The sequence below is a fragment of the Streptomyces sp. PH10-H1 genome, from assembly GCF_030063355.1.
Classification (GTDB): domain Bacteria; phylum Actinomycetota; class Actinomycetes; order Streptomycetales; family Streptomycetaceae; genus Actinacidiphila.
Genome location: NZ_JASISZ010000057.1, coordinates 39,589 through 59,179 on the forward strand (window position 1 = coordinate 39,589; position 19,591 = coordinate 59,179).

Below are 19,591 nucleotides of genomic sequence, written 5' to 3' on the forward strand. Positions count from 1 at the left end.
CATCGGTGGCGGCACGGGCCTCAGCGACCCTCACTGAGCCCGGCTCCCGCCCCAATGAAGCGCTCTCTCGTCAACTGAAAGCAGTCACAGCGGACGACCGACCGGCGTTCGCCGAGCACATCCGGCAGTCATTGCCAACGGACCAGCCCTTCACCGGATACGTCCGAGTCTCCGCACTCGTCGGCCGGCTCAGGTGACCAGCCGAAACGAGCCACAAGTGCCGCCAGCCTTCATCGACAAAACTCACCTCTGAGATCAACAACTGGCTCCCAAAGTCATCGAAAAGTGGCTCCCGAACTCCCCTACGAAGCCACACTCCTCGGGGCCCTTCACGCAGCGCCAGGCGACCTGGTGGTCCGCGGTCCTGACGACCTCCATGTCGAAGCCGCGGTCGGGGGAGCCGAAACGGAACTCCAGGATCCCGCCGGGCTCGGGCTTGCCGGAGACGTCCCGGGACCACCATCCGGAGAGACCGTCGAGTGTGGTCAGCGCATCGTGGACGCGGGCCTGGGGCGTGGAGATGCCCACGCGGTGTCGGATGTCGGCCATGTCATGCTCCTTTTGCGAGGACGTCGCCGGTTTCGAGGAGTGTCTTCAGTCCGGAGATCACCAGCGGCCAGCCTCCGCTGACCATTTCGGCCACGGTGCTCCCGTGGTCGAACCCGTCGTGGGTGACGGTCAGCTTGACGGTGGAGCCGTGCTTTTCGAGGTCGAAGGTGACCTTGGACCGGGGTTCGGCGGCCAGCTTGGCGAGCTGCTCGTCGTCGATCCCGAAGACCTTGGCCAACTCCGGTGTGAAGGTGTGCCAGGTGTAGGAGAGCCGGCGGTAGGGGTCGGACTCGAGCACGACCTGCTCCGGGTCCGTGATCGACACGCCGTGGTGGTCCCAGGTGATGGTCGACCCGGCCTTCCAGTCGGTCTCGAACGCCATTGACCAGTACCGCTGGGTGAAGGCGGGCTCGGTCAGGGCCTGCCAGAGCCGCTTCGGGGTGGTGTTGATGTAGGTCGTGTAGACGAACTCAGGTCTGCTGCCCACGGGAGTGTCCTCCAAGGCTCTCTTCAGGTCGGCCAGGGCGGCGACCCTCGGTTGGTCATAGCGGCTGATCCAGCGTTCGGCGATGGCGTTGATCGGAGCGGCGTTGAGGTAGCCAGCGGGGTGCCCCGGTCAGGGCGTCGACGGCGTGCAGGGTCGAGTCGAGGTAGCAGACGGTCGCGCCGGACCGGTCGTAGCCCCGGCTTCCGCGGGCGGCGGTCGGCACGCTCCACAGGGTTTTCCCCGTCGCCGGGTCGAAGGCCGCGAGCAGTCCGCTGACCGCACCCGAGGCTCCGGTGCCCGGGTAGCAGTACAAGGTTCCCTGACGCAGAGTCAAGGAACCCTCGTAGCCGATGATTTGGCTGTTCGTCGGCGGAAGGCTGGTGGGGCGGCTCCAGAGGGTTGCGCCGTCGGTGGGCTTGAGGGCGAGCAGGTTCGGCTGGCTGCGGCGCAACCGGAACTGCATCATCGTTGGTGGAGCCGAGGCATGAGGGATCACCATCCACGTGATGGATCCGGAACGTCCGATCGTTTCTACGACACCGTCGACCGCAATATGAGGATGCGAGGTTGGCAGTGATCGTCCAGGAAACAGAGATCCTGGGCAGGTGCGGGGATTGCGAGGGACAACTCATTCGCCATGCCGTGCAGACGGTTTGGCTGGGCTACTCCGGGCGGCGGGTATCGACGTTCTTGTCGAGCACGGGCTACCTGAGGAGGAATCATCCCGGCGCTGATGCTCTTAGTACTGCAACCGCATGTGGGGGTGGTGGCCTCGGCGTTGGTAGTGGCATCTGCGGGCGCGGGCTTGGCTGCGGCGTCGGAAGCGTGACCAGTGCAGATGATGGTCGTTGTCCAGGTGGTGGGGCGTGAGGACGAGGTGCCCGATCATGCGGCGGATCTCGGGGACGCTGAGAGGTATGAGGTCGTGCTCGTCGCCGGCGCTGCCCCTTTTGTGGTTTCTGTGGCGCGGATGGCGGTCAGGTAGGCGAGAGCGGCCATCGCCAGGGTGATGTGCCGGTACCAGGCCCGGAACAGCCGTACCTGGTAGTGGTCCAGGCCGCATTCGCCCTTCGCGATCTGGAAGCATTCCTCCACCTGCCAGCGCGCGCCCGCCACCGTGACCAGGTCCTTCAACCGGGTCGCGGTGGGCCCGTAGCAGACGTAGTAGGCGATCTTGGTCGGATCGGTCAGGCTGCGGCGGGCCAGCACCCAGTGTCCGAACCCATCAGCCCAGTCGGGCCGGATCGCGATGCGGGCCCAGTGGTAGATCCGCTGGCCGTGGGCGCCGGCCCCGGCCGAGATCCGCTTCCACCCCTGCGCGGGCAGCGCGGCCACCAGATCCTCGACCCGCACCTGCCAGCCGTCGGTCGTGGTCACGGTGTCGTTGAGCTTGGTGGCCAGCACATGCGCCACCTTGCGTTCCTCCAGCCACATCCTGAAGTCCTTGACCTGCCCGTATGCCTCGTCCGCGGTGACCCAGGCGAAGGGCACCGCCGCGTCGATGGCCCGTTGCAGCATCCACTTGAGGTGCTCGGTCTTCGTGGCGAACGGCACCTCGTCACCGATCCCGGCCGCCCGGCACCGTGCCCGGTCGTCCGTCCAGGACCGCGGAACATAAAGCTCCCGGTCGATCAACGCCCGCCCCCTGGCTGAGGCGTAGGCCAAAAACGTGCCGATCTGGCAATTCTCGGTGCGGCCCGCGGTGCCGGAATATTGCCGCTGCACGCCCGCTGACCTGGTGCCCTTCTTCAGGAAGCCGGTGTCGTCACCGATCAGCACCCCGTCCGGGGACCCGATGCTCTCCACGACGAAGTCCCGCACATCATCACGGACCGCGTCCTGGTCCCACTCGGAGTGATTCAACAGACGCTGCACACCATCGGGGCGGAGCTGACCGACCTGCTCGGCCAGCGTCCACCCATTCTTCTTCTCCAACGGAGCCAGCAAACCCATCAGATAGTCCAAAGCCCGCTCACGTGGCTCCGACCTGCCAAAACGCCCTGCGAACCGGGCATGCAACCCTTCTACACCCGCAGCCCACGACTCGACCCGCCCCACCGTCAACGATTCGTCACACAGACGGACCAACGAGCCACACCGCCAACAGTCACACCACATGCGGTTGCAGTACTAATGGTGTTGACGATCGATCCGCTGCCGGAGGCGAGCATCACCGGGAGTTGGTGCTTCATGCAGTTCCAGACCCCGCGGACGTTGACGTCCATCGCCCGCTCGTAGACCTCGTCGGCCGTTTCGTGCAGCGAGCTCTCCAGCGTCCCGTAGCCGGCGTTGTTGAAGGCGGCATGCAGGCGCCGAAGTGCTGCACCGCAGCCTCGACCGTGCGGCGCACGTCGGCGGAGACGGTGACATCGCCCGGTACAGCGAGGGCTTTGCACGAGCATACGGATGGCCGGACCTCCCGCGCCGGGCCTTCCACACCCGACCGCCCACCCCGCGACCGGCCGCGCCGGCGGCCGCCGCCTGAAGGGGCGGTGAGCACCAAGTGGTCAGGCGTCGGCCTGAATTCGGGCGTGCAGGTGCATGTCGTGCCAGCCATCGGCATGCAGAAGAGCACTGCGCTTCGTTCCCTCATAGGCGAATCCCGCCTTCACCGCCACCCGGCAGGACGGGCCGTTCGCCACGGAATGCTGCAGGTCGATCCGATGCAGACCCAGATCATCCAGAGCCCACCCGCTGACCGCGACGGCCGCGCGGACCGCTGCGCCACGACCACGGGCCTCGGGCGTCACCCAGTACGCGATCTCGGCGGACCCCTCGGCCAGGTCTATGACACGAAGGGCGGCCCGGCCCATGACCTCCGGTCCGGTGATGGCCCAATGCGCGGCAGTTTCCCTGCGCCACGCCTCGTTGTATGAGGCGATCATCCGCTGGGCCTCTGCCGGGGATTCGACGCTGCGCACGCCCCAGCGCTGGATCGCCGGGTCCCCGAACGCGGCCAGGAGTGCGTCCGTATCAGCCTCCTCCCACGGCCGCAGGAGGAGATCACCAGCCTGCAGCACAGGCTGTTCGGTCTCGCTGAGGGAACCGGCGGGCAGAATCGGAGTGGTGAGGCGTGCCATGCCGCCATTCGATCACAGCACCATTCATCATGCTTGAACCGGGCCGCGCGGAGCACCATCGGCTGCCCGGCTCCCCAAGAGTCACCCCCGGCGACGGCACCCGCCGTCTGGGGTACCCTCAACCAATTCGGCGGGGGGGCAACCCAGGCGGCAGCCCGGTCAGGCGTGTCCGGGGGCAAATCCTGTGGCGCCGGGTGGTGTTACTTCTGCGTCCAGACCTGGTTGGGCTGGGTACCTCCGCCGCGGCAGTCCCAGATCTGCAGCAGCGCGCCGTTGGACGAGCCGCCGGCGTCCAGGCACTTGCCGGACTGGGGATTGGTGACGGTGCCGTTGGCGTTGAACTGCCACTGCTGCGCGCCGGATCCGTTGCACGACCAGAGCTGCACATGGGCCCCGTTGGCCGTGGAACCGGCGGCCACGTCGAGGCACTTGCCGCTCTGCGGGTTCACGACCTTGCCGCCGTCGCGCTTCCACTGCTGGTTCCAGCCGGTGCCGCAGTCCCACAACTGCACGGGCGTGCCGTCGTAGGTGCCCCACTCCTTCAAGTCCAGGCAACGGCTGCTCTGCTGTCCGACGATGGTGCCCGGCGTACCGCCACCGCCGCCACCGCCGGTGCTGCCACCCGTGCCGCCCGAGCCGTTGGAGTCGTACGAGAAGGAGTTCACGGCCAGTCCGGGGCCGCCGACCCACGGCTCGAATCCGAACTGCACGCTGGTCATGTACCAGGCCGGCTGGAGGTAGCCGCGGCTGATCGAGTCGTTGGTGAAGTCCTTGATGTTCACCGTGACCGAATTGGTGGTCTGCTGGCGGACGTAGGAGACGGTGTTCCAGGCGATGCCGTTGTTCTGACGGCCGTACCACACGTCCCAGTTGGCGCCCTCGATCCAGACCGTGCCGACCTTGGTTCCGAACGGTGAGGGCGGCCCGGCGTGGCTGGCCCAGATCATCATCTCTTCCCCGTTGTTCTGGCCCGACGGGTTGGAGCTGGTGTCGAACCAGATGTCGTAGGCGGCGTCCCACTGGCCGTCGGCGGTGGAGAAGTTGACGCTGGACTGCGGGTTGCCGAAGGACGACACCTGCAGCGGCAGGCCGTTGCCGGTGGAGCAGTTGCCGTAGTGGCAGCCGGCGTAGATCGAGGGGTATGCGGCGGGGGCGCCGCCGGTGCCCACGTTGTGCCAGCCCTTGGTGACGTTGAAGCCGTCATCGTTCACGTCGATGCACTGCTCGATCGAGTCGCCCCACTCGTTGTTCTGGACGACGTACTTGCCGCCCGACACCTTCATGCTGTCGGTCTTGCCGCACAGGGTGGTGCTCGCGGACGCCGACGAAGCACTGGTCAGCGAGAGGGTCGCTACCAGCAGGGCAGCCACAAGTGCTGCCAGTGCCGCAGCCACGCGATGTGGCTTCAGATGGGATCTGAGCATGGGAGTCCTTTCGATCGCCGGGTGGGCTGCTGCCGCACCCGGACGGTGGGGGGATGCACTCGGAGGCGCCAAGAACCGTGGGAGCGCTCCCGTTTGCGGGAACACGGGAACACCAACGCCGTCTCTTCGGAAGTGACATGAGGGGACACTCGGGCCAACGCGGCCCGCCAGAGCCGCCTCCGAGGCAGAAGAACCGTTACGTGGCATGTGAGTTCGCCCAACTCGTTCACGCCGTGACACATGAAGCCAGCGAGGCTGATCCACTGTCAAGCGGTGTGCGTACGTTCACTTTGTGAAGCCAAGGCGGGATGCTCCTGACAGGCGCGAATGGTTGATCTCGAATACGGGAGTGCCGATCCGGCATCTGTCGCTGGGGAGCGAGCGACCCGCTTCATCGGATTTGAGGCCCTACAGGCAGGGCAATGGGCCACTTCGTCATCCACGTAAGCGGGAGCCGGGCATCAACGCACGGGTCATTTCGTGCCCGGCGGGCACGTGACGAGCACCGTGAGCCGTCCGACCTCGGTGCCACGATGAATTCACCAGTCAAACGTTGACCGGGCAACTGGCTCGGTTGCCGCATCGCTCTCTGTCCGATGCGGACGTGGGTCTTGCCGAGGCGGTCGGGCCGGGACTACCGTGCCGTCCCGGACTAGTAATTAGCTAGTAGCTACTAATAATTAGCTAGTAGCTACTAACTACTTCGCCCTGGTAGCCACTGGCGAGACGAGTCGCGGCCGTCTGAGCGCAGATCGCGCGATGACCGCACATGAGCTGGCCGGACGGCCGGCTGGCCAGGCCGACGATGGCGCCCGATGGGAGGGTCTTGGTAAAGATGGCTGAGAGCGCGCCCTCGTACCGGCGCGATCGGCCGCGACTGCCGGCCGCCGAGCGACGGCGCCAGATCACCGACGTGTCCTCCGTCCTGATCGCCGAGCGCGGTTTCTGGGGTCTGTCGATGCAGGATGTGGCAGATGGGTGCGGGCTGACCGTTCCCGGCGTGCTGCGCCATGTCGGCTCCAAGGCAGGCTTGCTCATCGCGGTGCTGGAACACCGGGACATCGAGGATGCCCGATCCCTTCGAGCGGAACTCGGCGTCGGTGAGGACGAGGTCCCGGACGAGTGGTCCGCCGGCGGTCCCGAAGGGGTCGACCTGCGGCGGTTGTGCTCGGCGACCATGCGGCGCAACGCGGAGCAGCCGGAATTCGTACGGCTCTTCACCGTGCTGGAGGCCGAGTCGCTGACACCGAGCCATCCCGCACACGCCTACTTCGCGAACCGGCAGAAGCAGGCGATGGCTGCCTTCGCCTCCCTGGCCAGAGACATCAGCGACCGTCCGGAGTCACTCGCCCGGCACATCGTGGCGATGATGGACGGCCTTCAGATCCAGTGGCTGCGTGCACCGGAGACGGTCGACCTGGTCCGGGAATGGGAGGTCGCCGCCGGGATGCTGTTCGGCGAACCGGAGGGTGACGCGCGTACGAAGAAGCGGATCGGCTGACGAGCCGCGACGGTGGCTCGGCCGCACGTGATCGCGTGCGGCCGATCGGCATCTTCGCGACATACTTCCTCGCCTCAGCGAGCAGATGCTGGCCGAGTTGAACGTCGACACGGGCGCCACGCCCGGATTTCTCACCGGCACCGCAGGCTCGGCAACCGCCCCCGACACGGGCCAGGACCCGGCCGAGGAGCCCGCATCGGCCCGGCGCGCACGTATGCAGACAAAGAAGCCATCGCCCCGATGTCCGGAAGTGTCCAGACGGCAGTTCGGATTACCCCGCACCCCTTTCGGCTACTACCCCTGGTGCCGAAGAGGGCACCGACTGTAATCGTCACCTTCGGAGGGGACCTTTCATGGCCGACCAGAACACACCGAGCGCACAACAGATCAGCGAAGCGCTGAACTCCGCGGGACCGATCGTGCTGGCTCCGGGCCCCAGGGAGCAGCCCACCCAGGTCCCGCCGTCGCCTCACGACGTGTGGGACCTGCCGAACGGGACAGCGTGGGTGTACTACGGCGAGGGCAAGAGCAGCCTGACCCACCCCCACCACCCGGGCCAACCACACCCCGACACACCGGCAGAGACCTCCACCCCCAACAACGTGACAACACCCTACAACTCCCACCGGCCCCATCAGGGCATCGCCAACGCCCGCCCGCTGCACCTGCTGCCGGTTCCGGTCACCGATCCGGAGCAGATCACCCACTTCGACATCCGCAGACGCGAACGACTCGGCGGCATCCTCCACGAATACCAACACGCCGCGTGAACTGGGCGGATGAGGTTTTCGGCAGGGGCACCGTCACACGGTGATGGCGACCTTCGCGCGCGCGTGGTCCACTTCGAGGTACCGGATGGCCTCGGGTACCTCGCTCAACGGGTAGGTCCGGTCAATGACCGGGGTGACCTGTCCGGACTCGGCGAGTTCCCTCAGCGCCGCCAGGTTCTCCTTGCTCGGCGTCGCCGTGAGTACGAGCAGCCGATGGCGGGCGAAGCGGGACAGCGCCTGCCCCCTGAGGATGAGACCCATCGGCCCGACCAGACTGCCGCCTTCGGACACGCCCCCGCCAGACAGCACGAGCGTCCCCGCGGGTGTCAGCGCGCGTCGGCACTCGGTCAGCGAACGGTTGCCCACCAGGTCGAACACGACGTCGTACCGTTCTCCGTTCCGGGTGAAGTCTTCCCGGGTGTAGTCGATGACGTGGTCCGCGCCGATCGACCGGACCAGGTCCACGTTTCGCGTACTGCACACGCCGGTCACTTCCGCGCCGAACACCTTGGCGATCTGTACGGCGAACGTCCCCACGCCACCTGAAGCACCATTGACCAGGACCTTCTGTCCCGGCTGCACTCGCCCCAGATCGCGCAGGCCCATGAGGGCGGTGTTCCCCGCCAGTGGCACCGCGGCCGCCTGCTCGAACGTCAGGTTGGCCGGTTTCGACTCCACCACGTTGTCCGGGGCACACACGTACTCGGCAAATGCTCCGTCGGCTTCGCCGAATACCTCGTCACCGGGACGGAACCGTTTCACGTCCATGCCCACCGCTTCCACCCGACCCGCGAAGTCCGTGCCCCGGATCTTCGTCTTCGGCCTGCCGAACCCGAACACCAGGCGCACCAGGTACGGGTCGCCCCGCATGAGGTGCCAGTCGCGCGCGTTGACCGCGGCCGCGTGGACCCGTACCAGCACCTCATGGTCGGCGGCCACCGGCTTGTCGACCTCCCTGAGCTCCAGAACGTCAGGTGAGCCGTACCGGTCCTGAACGATCGCCTTCATCGGGTCTCCGTAACGCGCGGGTCAGTGCGGAATGGATCGGCTGGCCGGAGAGTCAGCACCACTCATGACCGTAGGCGAGTGACCTCAATGCGCGCATCGGGGGCAATCCCTAGGTGACGCACGGATCTCCCGCATGTCGGGCACGATCTGGCACGCGGGCCCGTCGGACTGATTGGACGATAAGCGCCCTGGTTCCGGGAGACGGACTCCCGAGGGCAGCTACCGACCGTCACCAGTGCTCATGATCACCCGGATTTGCTCAGACGGTGCTCATGATCTGCCGACAGGGTGCTGTCACGTTGTCGGGCGTCTGTGGAATGATCTTGTGGTTGGTTGTCGTCGGAGGGGTCGTTTCGTGTCGTCCGGGTCGCCGTCGTACAGCAATCACCGGTATCCGGTGGAGGTGATCTCGCACTGCGTGTGGCTGTACTTCCGGTTCCCGCTGTCGTTCCGCGAGGTCGAGGAACTGATGCTCGAGCGCGGCGTCATCGTCTCCCACGAGACGATCCGCCGATGGTGTCTGAAGTTCGGGCAGGACTACGCGAACGCGCTGCGCCGCAGGCGCCCGCGGCCCGGCGACAAGTGGCACCTGGACGAGGTCTTCATCAAGGTCAACGGCGAGCAGAAGTACCTGTGGCGGGCCGTGGACACCGACGGCAACGTCCTGGACATCCTCGTCCAGAACCACCGGGCGACGCCCATGCGCTGGCCGATATGGTCCGCATCGACCGGGCCCAGCTGCGGCCGGTGGCCGGAGACAGCGAGCAGGCGCAGGCCGTCAAGGTCGTCGCCCGCGCCCACCAGACCCTGATCTGGGAACGCACCCGCACCTTCCACAGGTTGCGCACCGCGCTGCGCGAGTACTTCCCCGCCGCCCTGAACGCCTACGCGGATCTGACGCTGACCAGCACTGACGCGCTGGAACTGCTGATCAAGGCACCCACACCGGCAGCGGCCGTGAAGCTGACCCGCACCCAGATCACCGCAGTCCTGGCCCGCCACCGCCGACACCATCGCGACGCGAAGGCGGCCACCATCCAAACCGCCCTGCGTGAGCCGCAGCTCGGCCTGCCCGAACAGGTCACCGCCGCCTACGCGGCCACCACCACGGCCCACGCCCGGCTGCTGATCGCGCTGAACGAGCAGATCACCGCGATGGAAGTACAGGTGAAGAAGCATTTTCTGGCGCACCCGGACGCTGAGATCTACCTCTCGATGCCCGGCATCGCAGAGATCACCGGCGCCCGGGTGCTCGCCGAGTTCAGAGACGACCCCACCCGCTACGACAGCGCGAAAGCCCGCAAGAACTACGCCGGCACCAGCCCGATCACCCGGGCCTCCGGCAAAAGCCACCACGTCCAAGCCCGCTACGTCCGCAACAACCGCCTCGCCGACGCCCTCCAGACCCAGGCGTTCTCCGCCCTGCGCGCCTCACCCGGCGCCCGCAAGTACTACGACAAACAACGCGCCCGCGAAGTCGGCTACAACCCCGCCCTCCGCCAGGTCGGCAACCGCCTCGTCGGCATCCTCCACGGCTGCCTCAAAACCCTCACCCACTACGACGAAGCAACCGCCTGGTCACACCACGCCCACCCCCATACCGCTTGACACCAAACGACATGGGGTGTCTGACCCGCCCCGTGATCATCGCAGACGGCTTCAACTCCGGCCCCAGTGACGTGGCGATGCTCTGGGACGGCCTCGACTGGCGCGACTACGCGTTCCTCAGCGAAATCCGCCGCCGTGGCAGGGACGTCATCATCCTCGGCTTCCACGAGCGCGAGCGCGGCGATCCAGGACAACGCACAGGTCGCGCTCGCGGCAATCCAGCGGGCGACCCAGGAGATGAGCGGCGAACACGGCCTCGCCGTCGGCGGCTTCAGCATGGGCGGTCTGGTCATGCGGTACGCCCTCCTGAAGCTGGAGCGCCAGCGGATGGACCACCGCACCGAGCTCTACTTCTCCTACGACAGCCCGCACCGCGGCGCCTGGATCCCCATCGCCCTGCAGGCCTTCGCTCACTACACCAAGGACCTGGACGACCGGTTCTCGAACCAGATGAACAGCCCGGCCGCCCAGCAACTTCTGTGGCAGCACATCTCCCACTGGCAGGACACCCCCGAGACGAGCAAGGAACGCACCGACTTCCTCGACGAGATGGAGCGCATGGGCAACTGGCCGGTGCGCCCCCGGAAGATAGGCGTCTCCACCGGCGTGGGCAACGGCGCGGGCAATGGCACCCAGCCCGGCGTGAAGACGTTCCAGGGCAAGGGCCTCGCCATCACGGGCACCAACCTCTTCGCCCAGTCCACCGGCGACAACCAACTCGTCGCGCAACTGAGGGTGGTGACCCTGCAGAAGCCGGCGATCCGCACCTCGGGCCTGCCCGACATCGACGGCGCCCCGGGCGGCACCCTGGAGGGCTTCGGCATCCTCGCCGACTCGCTCAACGCGCTTCCCTCGTACGCCGGCATGGCCTCCGAGGCCCTCATCCGCGACCACTGCTTCGTGCCGACGGCCAGCGCGGTCGACCTCCGCGACATCGCCACGCACGACGACCTGTACACGCCCGTCGACAGTCTGCCGCCGGAGGACAGCGGACTGGACGACTACAAGCTCGCGTCCCAGAACGAGGGCCACACGCTGATGACGGAGGAACTCGGCTCCTGGATCATCGACCAACTACCGTAGTCCGCCAGTCAACTCCCCGGGGCGGTACCCCGCAGTCGGGGTGCCGCCCCGGAGAGAGGGGTGCCGACTCGGAGAGAGGGGTGCCGACTCGGACGGACGGCCCGGTCCTCGGAGGGGCGGCCCGGTCCTCGGAGGGGACCGATCCTCGGAGGGGGACCGATCCTCGATGAAGCGGCTGTCAGACCTGTGCCATGCCGCCGTCGACGGACGTTTGGCGATGGCGTAGTCGATGAAGCGTCCCTCATGCAAGTCGCCATCCCGGCCGGCACGATCCGGTCGGACATCAGCACGACCGACATGTTCGCCGCCCTCACCGGAATCGCCCTCACCTCGGGCAAATCCGAGCAGCGCGAGCAGGCCGAACGCCTCCTCGACCTCACCCTCGACGGATTGATCGCTCTCCAGCGCCCGTGATCAGCGCTCGGAGCGCAGCCGGTCGGGCGTCGCGGCGCTGGGCGGGAGCGGGGGCGCAGTGATGAGTGTGCCCAGGAGGGTCAGGGCATGGGTGGAGGGGCTGCCGGGGTCGGCCTGGTCCGCCCCAATAGTCAGACCTACAGGGACCAAGGACCAACCCGTGAACCTCCGACGCGATGCAAGCTCACTGATCGACGCACTGAACAACCAGTCCACGGACTCCGACCGCCGAGCTCTGATCACCGGGGCCACCGTCGTCACCATGGATCCCGCCCTCGGCATCCTGGCGCCAGCGGACGTCCTGATCGAGGGAGACGTCATCCGCGCAGTGGCCCCCGATCTGCTGTCCCAGGGCGCGGCCGAGAACGCCGTGGTCATCGACGCGTCAGGCTTCATCCTCTCCCCCGGATTCGTCGACACGCACCGGCACGCCTGGGAGGCGCAGCTGCGCCGGCTCATGCCGGACGTGAACGACCTCGGCGAATACGTGCTGACCACCCTCGCGGGTCTGGCCCCCGTCTACCGTCCGCAGGACGTGTACGTCGGCACCCGGCTCGCCGCCCTGACCGCGATCGACAGCGGCATCACCTGCATGCTCGACTTCTCACACAACTCACGCACCCCCGCCCACTCCGTCCAGGCCGTCCAGGCCGTCCAGGCGCTGATGGACACCGGCATCCGAGGCGTGCACGCCTCCATGGGACCGCATTTCGGCGGCTGGGACCGGCAGTGGCCCGGTGACCTCACACGTCTGCACGCGCAGTACTTCACCGGCGACCACCCGCTGCTGAGCCTGCGCCTGGCGGCACTGGCGACCGATGAGATCGCCGGACCCGACCTCGCCTACGGGCCACAGCTCGCCCGGGCGGCAAGGGAGTTGGGCTTCGGCGTCAGTATCGATGCGGTCTTCGGCGCGACCGCCTCCACAGCCATCGTCCACTGGGCCGAGGAGGGCCTGCTGACGCCACAGGTGACGCTCATTCACTGCACGGGCCTGGCGCAGCAGGCCTGGCAGGCGATGGCAAACACCGGAACCACCGTGTCCCTGGCGCCCACCTCCGAAGCCCAAATCGGTCTGGACTCCGCGATCCCCGCCATCGATGAGGCGCTGTCGGCCGGCATCCGGCCGGGCCTCGGTATCGACGTCGAGGTCGCCCTGGCCAGCGACATGTTCACCCAGATGCGCGCGCTGCACGCCATCCAGCGCATGCGGGCGGTCAACGCCGCCTACGGGACCCCGGACCCGGGCCAGCCGCGCCGGATCAGCACCCACGACGTGCTCGACTTCGCGACCCTCCAGGGCGCCAGGACCAACGGCCTCGGGGAGGTGACCGGCTCCCTCACCCCGGGCAAGCAGGCCGACCTGTTGATCATCGACGCCGAGGACATCAACACCATGCCCCTCAACGACGCGATCGGCACCGTCGTCCTGGGCTCCGACCCCCGCAACATCACCGCCGTATTCATCGCCGGCCAGGTCCGCAAGTGGAACGGCCAGGTCCTGGGCGTCGACCTGCCGGCCCTGGCCGGGCGGCCGCCGATTCACGCGACCACGTGCTCAACGCCCGGACCCAGGACCGGAACTGAGACCCTGGACGGGCGAGCCTCAGCGGTCACCAACCTTCAGCGGTCGACGACACGTCCGTTCATCACTGCCGCCCGCCGAACTGCCAGTTGTGGACCTCGATGTCGGCATACCGGTCCGCCGTAAGGACGGCACGTGCCGTGTCCGGATCAGGCGCCCGGACCAGCGCCGCCGTGCCCAGCCAGGTGGTGCCGTCGTCGGACAGCAGCGGCCCGTACGCGATCAGCTCCTCCTGGCCGGGCGGCTCGGCGAGGTCGGCGGCCTGTCCCGTGCCGAGCCCGAGCACCAGGTACCGGTTGCCGCCGGTCCGGCCGCCGGGGAAATCCCACATGGTGCGTCCCAGCGTGTTGTGCCACCGGCGCAGCAACACGTCCCGGTACACGCCGGCCTGGTAGCCGGGCTCGTCGAAGGCGAATGCGCGAGCGGCGGCGGGGTCCGGCACGTCGACGATGTGCGTGCTGCCGGTGGGTGTCTCGCGGTCATCGTCGAGTGTCGGACCGCGGGCGATCATCTCCTTCGAGTACCGGTCCATGTAGGACAAATGCTCTTCCAACAGCTTGTTGCGCAACGCCACGGAGCCGGATCGATCGCGGTGGTAGCAGAAGAACTCCATCCCTTGGATCTTCGCAGGGAATCCCGGCTTCCAGGCCTCCTCCTCAACAAACACCCGGTAGTGCACGCTACTTCGGTACCTGGAAGCCGCCGATCTTCTGCTCGAGCAGTTCGGCCAGCCGCAGCGGGGTGCGGTCCTCGAACATCGGACCGATGAGCTGCACTCCCACCGGCAGGCCATCGGGGGCCCGGCCCGCTGGTATGGCGGTGGCGGGCAGGCCGGGCATGGTGGCCAGGCCGGCCCAGACGAGCTGGTCGAAGTACGGGTACTCGACGCCGTCGATGTCGATCCGGCGTTCCAGCGGATTGGGGTTGTGGTCGTGCGGGAACGCGGGAGTGGGCGTGATCGGGCACACCACGGCATCGAACTCGGCGAACAGTTGCCGCCAGCCGTGGCGGTGCAGTTCGCGGCGGTTGTTCGCCTGGAGCCAGTCGCGGTGGCTGAACACCATGGCGCGCAGCCGTGCCGCGTCGAGACTCTGGTCGTCCGCGCTCAGTCCGGCGGCGCGGGTCCGCAGCCGATCGTACGGTTCGACGGGAAAACGTGCGACGGAGCCCGAAACCAGCAACTGGCTGTAGAGCGTCCCGGCCTCGGTCAGATCGGGTAGCAGCGGACTGTGCCGTTCGACGTGGGCGCCGCCGTCGACAAGCGCGTCGGCGACTCGGTTCACGCCCGCCCGCACCGCCGACCCGGTTGGAATGAGCGGATGTTCGTCGAGGATCAAGACCCGGAAGTCGCGGAGCCGTTCGTGGCGCGCGGGCGGCAACCTCAAGTGGTGCGCCACGCCGAGCGTCAACGGATCCGGTCCGGCCATGACGTCGAGCAGGAGCGTGAGGTCGCGGGCGGTGCGCGCCATCGGACCGACGACGGCGAGGTCGAGGTCGACCGGCAAGGCCGGTGCGGACGGCGGGACCATACCGCGGTTGGCCGCCAGCCCGAGTGTCGGCTTGTGTGCGTAGACACCGCAGAAATGTGCGGGGGTGCGCAACGAGCCGGCGAGGTCGGAGCCGATGGACAGCGCACCGAATCCGCACGCCAGGGCCGCCGCCGATCCGCCGGAGGATCCACCTGACGTGCGACCGTGATCCCACGGGTTGTTGGTGGTGCCGTAGATCTCGTTGAAGCTCTGGATATCTTGCAGCCCCACGGGCACGTTGGTCTTACCGAGTATCACCGCGCCCGCAGCCTTGAGCCTCGACACCTGTACCGCGTCCTCGGCCGGCATGAAGTTCCGGTGCGGCGACATGCCCCAAGTCGTGGGCACTCCGGCGATGTTGTAGGACTCCTTGACCGTCACCGGTATGCCGAGGAGCGGCCGGTCCTCACCGCGGGCGCGCGCCTGGTCGGCGCCGAGCGCGGCGGCCCGCGCTCGGTCGAAGTCCGGCACGCAGATCGCGTTGATCTCCTTGTCGTCCCGCTCGATACGGGCGATCGCCTTGTCTGTCAGTTCCGCCGAGGTCACTTCACCGGCACGCAGGGCAGCCGCGAGTTCTTCGGCCGTCTGAAAGTTCCAATCCATGAATCCGACCGTACCGACCTCTCGAACAGGCCATGAAATGCCGCTTCGCGCAACGGGGAAACGAGGACACGTCGCGGCCTTCGCGGCCCCTCAGTCACGTCAGTCGAGGCAGAACTCGTTGCCCTCGATGTCCTGCATCACGATGCACGACTCGTTCTCCTCATCGGCAAGCAGTACTCGCTCGCGTACCGCGCCGAGCGCGATCAGTCGTACGCACTCGGCCTCGAGTGTGGCGAGGCGCTCGTCACCCACGAGCCCGGTGCCGACCCGCACGCAAAGATGAACCCGATTCTTGACGACCTTCCCCTCGGGAACGCGCTGGAAGTACAGTCGCGGGCCGACACCTGAGGGATCACTGCAGACGAACGATGAATCCTGACGCTCAGGCGGCAGCGAACGTTCGTAATCGTCCCAAGTAGCAAACCCCTCCGGCGGCGACGGTACGACGTACCCCAGCACCTCGCACCAGAAACGAGCGACGCGCTGAGGTTCCGCGCAGTCGAAGGTGACTTGGACCTGCCTGATCGATGCCATCGGACCACCATAGCGGCGCGTGCTGTCAGAGGGACCCCGGCCTGGGGAAAGAGCCTCCGTACTCAGCTGACGGGCGGGCGGCGACCGCTCCAGGGGTGTGCGAGTTCGAGAGTGCGGGACACCTGGAGCAGGAGGTCCTCCCGCCATGGTGCGGCGACGATCTGGATGCCGACGGGCAGGCCGGTGGCCTCGTCGTGGTGGACGGGCAGGGAGATCGCCGGCTGGCCGGTCACGTTGAACACGGACGTGAACACCCCCATCGGATAGCTGTTCAGCAGTGCCCTCAGAGGATCGTCGTCGGTGCCTGCCCGCCAGGCACCAATGAGCGGCGGAAGGCAGGCCATCGTCGGCGTGACGAGGAGGTCGAAGCCGGCGACGAAGCCTTCGACGATGCGCCGCGACAACTGCTGGGTCTTCTTCACTCCTTCCGCGTACGCCCACGAGTCGATCCCTCGTGCCGCCGCACGCAGGGCGCGATTGTGCGGCTCGACACGGTCCGGCTCCGCGAGTGCGATTCCGGCACCGGCGACGTTCCACAGGGTCGTGAACGCCGCGACCAGCTCGCCGGCCGGCGGCAGCGGAAGGGGGGTGTCGACGAGGTGATGGCCGGCCGACTCGAGCGTCCGAAGAGCGACGTCGACGGCTGCAACACACGCCGGGTGCACGGCTATCCCGTCGATCGGGGAGTCGGTGAGCACACCGATCCGCAGCCCGGTCGGCAGGTCCGTCGTCAGCGCGGCGGCGAAGGACGTGCGCGGCGCCGGAGGCGACCACCACGCGGCCGGGTCGTGACGCGCCAGGACATCGAGGACCGCCGCGGCGTCCGCCACCGAGCGGGTGAGCACGCCGCTGGTGCCGAGACCCTCCACCTCCACGGTTGCGTTGGTGACCAGGCCGCGGGTGGGTTTGAGGCCGACGAGCCCGTTGCACGACGCGGGGATCCGTATCGACCCGCCGCCGTCCTCCGCGTGGGCGATGGGCGCCATTCCGGCGGCGACGGCGGCGCCCGCTCCGCTCGACGACCCGCCGGGCGTGCGGTCCGGGTCCCACGGGTTGCGCGAGATGCCCAGCGCGTCGCTCTCGGTGAAGGGCAGGCTGCCGAACTCGGAGGTCGTGGTCTTGCCGAGCAGCACGAAGCCCGCGTCCACGAACCGTCGCACCACCGGGTCGCCGAGGAAGGGTGGAAGGTCTTCGGGCGACGCGGCCCGCGCCACTGCGTCGGCCGCGACGGACGCCGCTTTGCGGACATCGTCGTCGGCCCGGTGACAGAAGGCGTTCAGCCGGGGGGCGAGCTGGTCCATCCGCTCGAGAAAGCAGTCGGCCACCTCGACCGGGCTCACCTCCTTTCGGCGGATTGCCGCGGCGAGTTCGACGGCGGACGTGAACGGGTCGATGGGCGAGCGCATCACGGGCGGTCCCTTCTGAGGGCGGGGCTTGCAGGAGCCGTCAGTGTCATCGCGGCTCGGACGTCGCGTCTTGGATGAATGTCGCGTAGCTTGGCGCCATGCGCTCCGCCGGGCCGTCCCATGACTTCGCGTCACTGTGGGACATCGCCACACCGTCGCGGCGCGGCCGGCTGCCGGGGGTCAGCATGGCCGGATTCCGCGCCCGCACGACCGACCTCTACGACCTTGACGTGGTCCCGTACCCGGCGGTCACGGTGGCCGTCGACCTCGGCGACGAGCCGCTCGTCGTCGACGACTTCAACGGCCGGCAGCAGAGCGGCAGCGTCGTCGTGGGGCTCGCGTCCGGCGGCGTTCGAGGCCGCGGCCGGGACATCGGGTGCCTGCAGATCCGGCTGTCACCGCCGGTCGCGCACGCGGTGCTGGGCGGCTGTGCGGAGTCGGGCGCCACGGTGGTCTCCCTCGACGACCTCTGGGGCCGCGACGCCGCGCGCACCCAGGAGCAACTGCGCGCTGCCGGGTCATGGGACAAACGGTTCGCGATAGCGGAGGCCGCGCTCCTTCGACGACACGAGGCAGGCCGAGCGGTGGAGCCCGAGGTCGCCTTCGTGTGGGCGCAGATGGTGACGAATCTGGGTGGGGTTCGGGTCGAGCGGCTGGCAGCCGAGGTCGGCTGGAGCCGTAAGCGTCTGTGGTCCCGGTTCCGATCCCAGATCGGTCTCAACCCCAAGCGCGCCGCTCAGCTCGTCCGTTTCGACCACGCGGCCCACCGTCTGGCCGCGGGTCACAGCGCCGCACGGGTGGCGGCGGAGATCGGCTACGTCGATCAGTCCCACCTCCACCGGGATGTCATGGCCTTCGCCGGTGTGACCCCCACGGCCGTCGCGGGCGCGCAGTGGCTCGCGGTCGACGACGTCGCGTGGGCCGCCCCCGAATACCTGGCCACTTCCTGACCTACGGTCTGCACCGGGCAGGCGCGCGGCCGGTGGCGCCGGTCGCGGGTGACCTGTGACGGGGGAACATTTCTACAAGACGCCCGGCAATTGGGCTCGTGACACTGTGAGTATGTCCAAGAACCGGAATGACTCCCCACTGCCGGCCCCTCAGCGGCCGCGATACGGCGTTGACGCTCCAGCGTTCCCGGCGACACTCGGCGCTGTCGGCGCGGCCTGCTACCTGGCCGCCGGCCGGTGGCGGCCGGGACGGAAAGCCATGGTGACGGCGGGGACGGTACTCATGGCCCACAACGTCATCTACCTGCACACCACACTGCACGGCAAGCTGCGCATCTGGAGGCGGGAGCTGGACCGGGCCGACTTGAAGGGCAACGAGCAGTTGCTGGACCTGGGCTGCGGGCGCGGCGCGGTGCTGATCGAGGCGGCCAGGCGGCTGCCGACGGGACACGCCGTGGGCGTGGACCTGTGGTCTGGCAAGGACCAGAGCGGGAACCGGCCCGAAGTCACCCTCGCCAACGCCGCTGCGGCAGGGGTCGCCGACCGGGTCGAAGTACATACGGCCGACATGACCGCCTTGCCCTTCGCGGACGGCTCCTTCGACGTCGTGACGAGCGCGCTGGCGATCCACAACATCCCGTCGCCCGAGGCGCGCTACCGCGCGGTCGACGAGGCCATGCGGGTGCTGCGCCCTGGCGGGCAGTTGCTCATCGCCGACTTCTGGCCCATGGCCAGGAAATACGCCGCGCACATCGGGCAGGGCACGCTGCGCGGACTCGGCCCCGGGTACTGGTACGGCGGCCCGTGGCTCAGCGTCACACTGCTGCATGCCGTCAAGGAGCCCTGAGCCGGTGGCACATCACCTGAGCTGGGCATCGCCCCCGCATGGCCGGGGCGTTAGAAGTTGTTGTCTTTCCGCTCGCGGTTGGTTGGTTTTCGCTGGTCAGGAATAGTGTCGGCGTCGCTGCGGAAGTGTTGAGGCATCAGGTTTCCGCTTCGGCCTTGGAGGTCGTGATGCCGTCGGTGCTCGGGTTGCTGGAGGTCCGCGAGGTTGCCGCTC

Annotated in this window: 20 protein-coding genes and 2 pseudogenes; 10 read left to right on the forward strand and 12 right to left on the reverse strand. The window is 67.9% G+C overall.

Annotation, left to right across the window (positions count from 1 at the left end):
* Window positions 1-255: 255 nt before the first annotated feature.
* The 3 genes from QMK24_RS28800 to QMK24_RS28810 are packed head-to-tail and all read right to left on the reverse strand — an operon-like array spanning window position 256 to window position 1,535.
* Window positions 256-549, reverse strand: coding sequence for an SRPBCC family protein (locus tag QMK24_RS28800; protein WP_283469726.1), 294 nt, complete (start codon window positions 547-549; stop codon window positions 256-258).
* A gap of 1 nt (window position 550) precedes the next feature.
* Window positions 551-1,036: an SRPBCC family protein gene (locus tag QMK24_RS28805; RefSeq protein WP_283469727.1), complete on the reverse strand. Its 486-nt coding sequence runs from the start codon at window positions 1,034-1,036 to the stop codon at window positions 551-553.
* Between the two features lie 55 nt (window positions 1,037-1,091).
* On the reverse strand, window positions 1,092-1,535 hold the full coding sequence (locus QMK24_RS28810) for an outer membrane protein assembly factor BamB family protein (protein ID WP_283469728.1): 444 nt from the start codon (window positions 1,533-1,535) through the stop codon (window positions 1,092-1,094).
* Between QMK24_RS28810 and QMK24_RS41960 the strand changes: the two genes are divergently transcribed.
* Window positions 1,521-1,613: a hypothetical protein gene (locus QMK24_RS41960; protein WP_502962573.1), complete on the forward strand. Its 93-nt coding sequence runs from the start codon at window positions 1,521-1,523 to the stop codon at window positions 1,611-1,613. The genes QMK24_RS28810 and QMK24_RS41960 overlap by 15 nt on opposite strands.
* A 308-nt stretch (window positions 1,614-1,921) precedes the next feature.
* On the opposite strand, the gene QMK24_RS28815 is transcribed toward QMK24_RS41960, so the two are convergent.
* The 4 genes from QMK24_RS28815 to QMK24_RS28830 all read right to left on the reverse strand — a co-directional run bounded on the left by QMK24_RS28815 (window position 1,922) and on the right by QMK24_RS28830 (window position 5,510).
* Window positions 1,922-3,094, reverse strand: coding sequence for an IS701 family transposase (locus QMK24_RS28815; protein WP_502989166.1), 1,173 nt, complete (start codon window positions 3,092-3,094; stop codon window positions 1,922-1,924).
* Window positions 3,095-3,096: 2 nt separating this feature from the next.
* Entirely contained in the window at window positions 3,097-3,438 is a 342-nt protein-coding gene (locus QMK24_RS28820; RefSeq protein WP_283469730.1) for an SDR family NAD(P)-dependent oxidoreductase, read from the reverse strand.
* Between the two features lie 105 nt (window positions 3,439-3,543).
* Entirely contained in the window at window positions 3,544-4,116 is a 573-nt protein-coding gene (locus tag QMK24_RS28825; protein WP_283469731.1) for a GNAT family N-acetyltransferase, read from the reverse strand.
* A gap of 200 nt (window positions 4,117-4,316) precedes the next feature.
* Window positions 4,317-5,510, reverse strand: coding sequence for a GH12 family glycosyl hydrolase domain-containing protein (locus QMK24_RS28830; protein ID WP_283469732.1), 1,194 nt, complete (start codon window positions 5,508-5,510; stop codon window positions 4,317-4,319).
* A gap of 865 nt (window positions 5,511-6,375) precedes the next feature.
* Between QMK24_RS28830 and QMK24_RS28835 the strand changes: the two genes are divergently transcribed.
* Both QMK24_RS28835 and QMK24_RS28840 read left to right on the forward strand, forming a co-directional pair.
* Window positions 6,376-7,041, forward strand: coding sequence for a TetR/AcrR family transcriptional regulator (locus tag QMK24_RS28835; RefSeq protein ID WP_283469733.1), 666 nt, complete (start codon window positions 6,376-6,378; stop codon window positions 7,039-7,041).
* A gap of 353 nt (window positions 7,042-7,394) precedes the next feature.
* Complete coding sequence (locus QMK24_RS28840) at window positions 7,395-7,811, forward strand: hypothetical protein (protein ID WP_283469734.1); 417 nt, start codon at window positions 7,395-7,397, stop codon at window positions 7,809-7,811.
* Window positions 7,812-7,844: 33 nt separating this feature from the next.
* Here QMK24_RS28840 and QMK24_RS28845 read toward each other — a convergent pair whose 3' ends face one another.
* Complete coding sequence (locus tag QMK24_RS28845) at window positions 7,845-8,819, reverse strand: NAD(P)-dependent alcohol dehydrogenase (RefSeq protein ID WP_283469735.1); 975 nt, start codon at window positions 8,817-8,819, stop codon at window positions 7,845-7,847.
* Window positions 8,820-9,174: 355 nt separating this feature from the next.
* Between QMK24_RS28845 and QMK24_RS28850 the strand changes: the two are divergent.
* The 5 genes and pseudogenes from QMK24_RS28850 to QMK24_RS28870 all read left to right on the forward strand — a co-directional run.
* A pseudogene (locus tag QMK24_RS28850) lies at window positions 9,175-9,510 on the forward strand (IS6 family transposase); the annotation flags it as partial.
* Between the two features lie 23 nt (window positions 9,511-9,533).
* Window positions 9,534-10,427, forward strand: a complete 894-nt coding sequence (locus tag QMK24_RS28855) for a transposase (RefSeq protein WP_283469736.1) — start codon at window positions 9,534-9,536, stop codon at window positions 10,425-10,427.
* 135 nt (window positions 10,428-10,562) lie between these two features.
* Window positions 10,563-11,510, forward strand: coding sequence for a hypothetical protein (locus QMK24_RS28860; RefSeq protein ID WP_283469737.1), 948 nt, complete (start codon window positions 10,563-10,565; stop codon window positions 11,508-11,510).
* Window positions 11,511-11,750: 240 nt separating this feature from the next.
* Window positions 11,751-11,924, forward strand: a pseudogene (locus QMK24_RS28865) (SbtR family transcriptional regulator); the annotation flags it as partial.
* A gap of 160 nt (window positions 11,925-12,084) precedes the next feature.
* A complete protein-coding gene (locus tag QMK24_RS28870) occupies window positions 12,085-13,635 on the forward strand; it encodes an amidohydrolase family protein (protein WP_283469738.1) in 1,551 nt (516 codons plus the stop codon).
* On the opposite strand, the gene QMK24_RS28875 is transcribed toward QMK24_RS28870, so the two are convergent.
* The 4 genes from QMK24_RS28875 to QMK24_RS28890 form a co-directional block, all read right to left on the reverse strand.
* Window positions 13,574-14,122, reverse strand: coding sequence for a YciI family protein (locus QMK24_RS28875; RefSeq protein ID WP_283469747.1), 549 nt, complete (start codon window positions 14,120-14,122; stop codon window positions 13,574-13,576). The two genes, QMK24_RS28870 and QMK24_RS28875, sit on opposite strands and share 62 nt — an antisense overlap.
* Before the next feature lie 67 nt (window positions 14,123-14,189).
* The gene (locus QMK24_RS28880; protein ID WP_283469739.1) at window positions 14,190-15,641 is read right to left on the reverse strand and encodes an amidase; all 1,452 of its coding nucleotides are present in this window, start codon (window positions 15,639-15,641) and stop codon (window positions 14,190-14,192) included.
* 99 nt (window positions 15,642-15,740) lie between these two features.
* Window positions 15,741-16,175: a VOC family protein gene (locus QMK24_RS28885; RefSeq protein WP_283469740.1), complete on the reverse strand. Its 435-nt coding sequence runs from the start codon at window positions 16,173-16,175 to the stop codon at window positions 15,741-15,743.
* Window positions 16,176-16,237: 62 nt separating this feature from the next.
* The gene (locus tag QMK24_RS28890; protein WP_283469741.1) at window positions 16,238-17,581 is read right to left on the reverse strand and encodes an amidase; all 1,344 of its coding nucleotides are present in this window, start codon (window positions 17,579-17,581) and stop codon (window positions 16,238-16,240) included.
* Window positions 17,582-17,679: 98 nt separating this feature from the next.
* Here QMK24_RS28890 and QMK24_RS28895 point away from each other — a divergent pair, with 98 nt between their 5' ends.
* Together QMK24_RS28895 and QMK24_RS28900 are read left to right on the forward strand one after the other, a co-directional pair.
* Window positions 17,680-18,531 carry a helix-turn-helix domain-containing protein gene (locus QMK24_RS28895; protein ID WP_283469742.1) on the forward strand — a complete coding sequence of 284 codons (852 nt, stop codon included), beginning with the start codon at window positions 17,680-17,682 and terminating at the stop codon, window positions 18,529-18,531.
* A 283-nt stretch (window positions 18,532-18,814) separates the two neighbouring features.
* Window positions 18,815-19,378: a class I SAM-dependent methyltransferase gene (locus tag QMK24_RS28900; protein ID WP_283469743.1), complete on the forward strand. Its 564-nt coding sequence runs from the start codon at window positions 18,815-18,817 to the stop codon at window positions 19,376-19,378.
* Window positions 19,379-19,591 lie beyond the last annotated feature (213 nt).